Annotated in this window: 5 protein-coding genes; all 5 read left to right on the forward strand. The window is 58.8% G+C overall.

Annotated elements, in window-relative coordinates:
- Positions 1-304 precede the first annotated feature (304 nt).
- Positions 305-970 carry a DUF3102 domain-containing protein gene (locus tag HQL52_19915; GenBank protein MBF0371709.1) on the forward strand — a complete coding sequence of 222 codons (666 nt, stop codon included), beginning with the start codon at positions 305-307 and terminating at the stop codon, positions 968-970.
- The gene (locus tag HQL52_19920) at positions 970-3,042 is read left to right on the forward strand and encodes a Mu transposase C-terminal domain-containing protein (protein ID MBF0371710.1); all 2,073 of its coding nucleotides are present in this window, start codon (positions 970-972) and stop codon (positions 3,040-3,042) included. The genes HQL52_19915 and HQL52_19920 overlap by 1 nt, the downstream gene beginning before the upstream one ends.
- A 51-nt stretch (positions 3,043-3,093) precedes the next feature.
- A complete protein-coding gene (locus HQL52_19925; protein ID MBF0371711.1) occupies positions 3,094-3,864 on the forward strand; it encodes an ATP-binding protein in 771 nt (256 codons plus the stop codon).
- Positions 3,865-3,866: 2 nt separating this feature from the next.
- Positions 3,867-4,460 carry a hypothetical protein gene (locus HQL52_19930; GenBank protein MBF0371712.1) on the forward strand — a complete coding sequence of 198 codons (594 nt, stop codon included), beginning with the start codon at positions 3,867-3,869 and terminating at the stop codon, positions 4,458-4,460.
- Positions 4,457-4,902, forward strand: a 446-nt coding sequence (locus tag HQL52_19935; GenBank protein MBF0371713.1) for a hypothetical protein, incomplete at its 3' end; no start/stop codon positions are given. The genes HQL52_19930 and HQL52_19935, both read left to right, overlap by 4 nt.

Consider the following 4,902-nt stretch of genomic DNA (forward strand, 5'->3'; position numbering starts at 1 on the left):
CCAGAAAAACTGCTCTGAAGGAGGGCGGAAGCTTGGTCAGGAAGGTTCAACGTCTGAAGGTTTCGATTCGCGGCGTTGCTTTCTGGTCTCCAGATCTTGCAGGGCTTGAGGGTTGTCGTCTGGTTGTGGATGTACCGAAAGGCCCGCTGCCAAAAACGCTTTATGCAACCTCTGAGCTTCAGCCTGAACCCATTCAATTGCAAATGGTGAAATCCTGCTGACTGAAAGCTGATTCTCAATTTGCCCAACACAACAACTAACATTCTGCCACCCCACCGTAAAGGGGTGGCAAAAGGAAATGGAAATGACTCAGGAACATCAAGAAGAGGTATTGGCCGGTGAAACGCTGCCTCCCGAGGGTCAGGAGACAGCGATCAGCACAAAACGCGCCTATCATGTAAAGCGCATTACATCCCGCTGGCAGGACTCTCTGGAGGCGATCCTGGATGTGGGGCGGATGGTGGCCGAGGCCAAGGAGGACCTGGATCATGGAGAGTTTATCGAGATGATCCGTACCGATCTGCCTTTCTCCGACTCCACGGCGCGCAGGCTTAAGGTGATTGCCGAGGATCCGAGGATTTCAAATCGTGCCCACGGGCACGTTTTGCCACCCCACTGGCGCTCCCTCTACGAACTGACCCAGGTGTCCGACGAGGTTTTTCACGAAGGCGTCGAAAACGGCCTCATCAACCCGGACATGACCCGCAAGCAGGTGTCGGACCTGAAAAGCGCCACCCCTCCCTCAGCCGGCAGACGCCCCTCCCCTCCCTCCCCCATGGTCACCCTCAAAGTGGAGCCGTGGCTCGCCAAATTCATCAAGGAGATGGTGGATAGTGCCGAATCAACCGGGAATTTGGCTCTGTGGCTTCAACGCACCTATCCCGATCCGAAAACCAGGCCAGACCCAAGCGCCGTAGCCAAGGCCCTTAAAAAGGTTCCGTCTGCCAAACAACTCACCGACCAACGGTAATGGCTTCGCCCCCCACATCCTGGGGCACCGCTGCCCAGCTGGCTGGTTTGCCGGGACTACCCACCACCGCAAGGGGCGTGCATGAGCGCCTCAAGCGGGAGGGTATCCGCACCCGCAAGGGGGGTGGCAAGAGCTTGGAGTATCACGTTCCAAGTCTTCCCCGGGATGCCCTGACCGCTTTTCAGCAGCGCCACGAGGAGACCCTCCCAGCCCTGCCGGAGCCGGATCCAGGCGCGTTGATGGCCCAGCGCAAACAAGCTCCGGTTGAGATGCTGGACGGCTGGCAGCGAGAACGGATGGCGGCGCGACTGGTGGTGCTTCGGGAGGTGGATTTTAGAGCGGAGGGATCCAGCATGAAGGCGGCCATGGTCGAATTTGTCGAGATGGCCCGGGCGGGGTGGTTGTCAGTTGAGGTGCGGCGGGCGCTGTCGGTGGCTCTGGCCAAGGATCAGAAGAAAAACGGATCTCTATCGGTTCGCACCATCCAGCGATGGCGGCGGGAGTCGAAGGCGGGCGCGTCGGCTTTGGCCCCTCTCTCTCCGAGACAGGTCGGCACCCCGGTGTGGTACCAGCCATTCATGAGGTTTTACCGCACCCGCGCTCAGATATCCGTGGTGGAGGCGATGCGTCAGCTGGGTGAGTCCGGATACCACCCCCTCCCCGGTTATTCGACCGTGCTGAGATATCTGCAGCGTGTGGGCCTGGTGGAGCGCAGCAAGGGCCGGCTGGGCCGCTCTGAGCTGATTTCGATGCTCCCCTTCTTCCGTCGGGACACCTCCATGCTGAAGCCGATGCAGGTTTTGAACGGCGACGGTTATAGCGCCCCGGTTTTGGTCCTGCACCCCAACAGCGGCAAGGGTTTCAGGCCGGAGTTGACCGAATTTTTTGATGTAGCGACGCGCTATCACGTGGGCTGGTCCATCAACTATTCGGAAAACAAATATTCGGTGATGGATGCCCTCAGGATGGCGGTCGATTACGGCGGGGTGCTGGCCATCGCCCACTATGACAACGGCAGCGGAGTGGATAACAGGGCGTTACAGGATGATGTGGTTGGTTTGAAGCACCGAGTGGGTTTCGATTTTTACCACCAGCGCCCTGGCAGTCCCCGCGCCGGAGGTGTGGTGGAAAAAGGCCACCAGCAGGTGTTTTTGCCCGCCTGTAAAACATTCGACACCTACGTCGGCAAGCAGGCGAACGACAAGGATCTGCTGAAGGAGGTCAAGGACAGGCTCAAGGAGGGAATGATCCAACTCCCCACCATGGGTCAGCTGGTGGCGGCTATCGAGGAGCGGCGCGGGATGTACAACAACCGGCCTCACCGCGCCCTACCCAAGATCATCGACCCCATCACCCGTAAGAAGCGCCACCAAACCCCAACCGAGGCGTGGCAGGGCCATGTGGCTGAGGGGTGGAAACCGGTCGTTATCGACGACTCTCTCCAGGAATTCCGGCTGGAAGAGACCCGGACAGTCAGGAGCGCCGAAATCGAGTTTCACAAGATGCGCTACCAGGACGCGGCATTGGTGAAATACCACGGGGAAAAGGTTCGAGTCCGCTTCGACCCCAAGGATGGCTCCAAGGTCTGGGTCTGGACGCTGGAGGAGGATCGGTTCATCTGCGAAGCCAGGCGGAATGCCAGTCTTCGACCCTACCTTCCTGAATCGGTTCTTGAGCGTGGAGAGCAGAAGCGGATGATCGGGCAGATCAGGCGGAAAGAGCGGCAGATAGAAAAGATCAAAGCAGAGGCCCGCCCCACCTTGGAGCTGGTGCCGGAGCCAGGTCTCACCGTGGCTCAGGAAATTGCGGCAGCTGAGGAGATCAATCGGCTGGGGCTGGATCAGGATCCCGAGGCTCCCCCCTCCCCTGCCACCCGCACCATTGAGGGGGTCTCCCGCCCGGTATTTTCAGGCCCCATGCGGGAGGCGGACTGGGCAAGCTGGGCGCTGAATCATCTGGATCAGCTGACAGCTCAGGAGGTGAGCGATTTGGAGAGCCAACTGGAGGATCCCAATCTTTTGATGATGTTGGGGCTTGATGAGGCAGATATCCAAAAAAAAATGGCCGGATGAGGAAGCAACCCTCACCCGACCGAGATATATCACACGGGAGGAGTGTACCCCATGAAGAATAAATTGGTCAACACCCAAAACGTCAAGTTGTTTCTGGCTGGAATACTGGAGCTGGAGCGCCGAGGGGCGCGAGAGGCGAATATGTTGATGGTGGTGGGTGATGCGGGATACGGCAAAACCATCACCGTTCGGCGCTGGGCGGACATGAGTGATGCCATTTACCTCAAAGGTCGCCCCAAGCTGTCACCCAACCAGGTAATGGAGGATCTGATCTGGGAGTTGGGGGAAAAGCCGAAGCACACCATCGGTCGAATGGAAAAGCAGGCCCGACGACTGTTGATGGCGTCTCAGCAGCCTATTGTTTTGGATGAGGCGCATTTTTATCTAACCGACAAGGCGTCTCCCTTGGAAATGATTCGGGCTGTTACGGAAACGTCCGAAAACGCTGTGATTCTGGTTTCAACGGAGGAGATTCAAACGACAATCCGGCATTTCCCGCCCCTCTGGTCCCGAGTGATTCCCACTGTGGTGCGGATGAATCCGGCGAGCTTGGAGGACGTCTCCCTGTTTTGTTCAGACCTGTGTGAAGTCACGGTTGCAGATGATCTGGTGCGGGAGATTTATCACCACACCGAGGGGCGTTATCGGGTCATCAAGAACGCCGTCGCCATTGTGGAGCAGTTTGCCCGCCGCAACCGGCTGGAGAGAGTGACCACGGCAGATATGGTTGGCGAGGTGATCGCCCATGATTGGCGGGACAGATCACCCCTGAAGGTCCGCAAGGCCAAATCCAGGGCCAAACCTCGTGCCGGGAGTGTGTAGCCATGAGCGTCTCCAGGAGATGGGTCTCGGATGCCGTTTTCTCAGTGTTGAGTGTTGACAGTGGGCAGGGGCGTCAGGGTCTGGTCGATGCACTTGATTATACTTCGAAGCAGGTTGGTCGGGGGCTTCAGGTTCTTCGAAATCGTGGCTGGGTGAGGCTTGATGGGCGTCTCTGGTTTTTGACGAAAGCGGGGTTGGATGCGCGGGAGTCAGGGCGAGTGGTGCGGGCGGGAGGTAAGGGTCGGCCTCGGGGGATCAAAACACCGAAAAAAAGAACCTTCCGGCAGCGTGCCTGGGCAGAGTTGCGGCGTAGCGGCAAGGTAACCATCCCTGAGCTGTTACTGGTTTTGGATGCGGGGGAGAGCAAGCGACGAGCCCACAATCTGGAAGAATATTTTCTCAGGCTGGAGCAGGTCGGCATTCTGACCCGATTGAGAAGGCGCGCAAAAGGCGGCCCTCTCACCAGTCCCGGCCACGTGGTTTGGGTTATTCCCGAAGATCCCGGCCCCAAAGCTCCCATCTGGCGATCCACCAAAAGCATCATCCACGACCCCAACAGCGGCAAGGATTATCCCATCGAAGGGAGGCAGTCATGATCACCACCACCTACAAACCCACCACCATCCTCACCCGTCGTCGTCCCGTAGCCCGCTTTTCGGTCCTGCGCGGCGCTGCCGGACTGATCGAAGTCACCCGACCCGTCTGGGGAGGTATGAAAAAACGCATCGACAAGGCGCTCATTCGCCGGGAGGTGATGCAGGCGTTGAGCCACTCTTCCCCGGCCAGTCTGGGGGAGATCCAAAGCCTGATGAAGGCCTCCATCACTTCCGCCGAGCTGCAAGGGGTGATTTTGGGGCTCATGTCTGATGACCTCATCGTCCAGCGACTGAGCGTGATCTGTCCCGTCACGAAGCGCCACGACTCGGCCTATTGGGTGCCAGAGGTGTGGGCTCTCGGCCCAGGTGCCGGGGGAAGTGGATCTGGTGATGGGCACCTTCAGCAAAGGGTTGGGGGGGTTTGGGGCCTATGTGGCGTGTG

The sequence above is a fragment of the Magnetococcales bacterium genome (assembly GCA_015232395.1).
GTDB lineage: Bacteria > Pseudomonadota > Magnetococcia > Magnetococcales > JADFZT01 > JADFZT01.

Excerpts from the sequence above, each read along its gene's own strand:
- HQL52_19915 (MBF0371709.1), top strand. The coding sequence starts at position 305 with ATGACTCAGGAACATCAAGAAGAGGTATTGGCCGGTGAAACGCTGCCT.
- HQL52_19920 (MBF0371710.1), top strand. The coding sequence starts at position 970 with ATGGCTTCGCCCCCCACATCCTGGGGCACCGCTGCCCAGCTGGCTGGT.
- HQL52_19925 (MBF0371711.1), top strand. The coding sequence starts at position 3,094 with ATGAAGAATAAATTGGTCAACACCCAAAACGTCAAGTTGTTTCTGGCT.
- HQL52_19930 (MBF0371712.1), top strand. The coding sequence starts at position 3,867 with ATGAGCGTCTCCAGGAGATGGGTCTCGGATGCCGTTTTCTCAGTGTTG.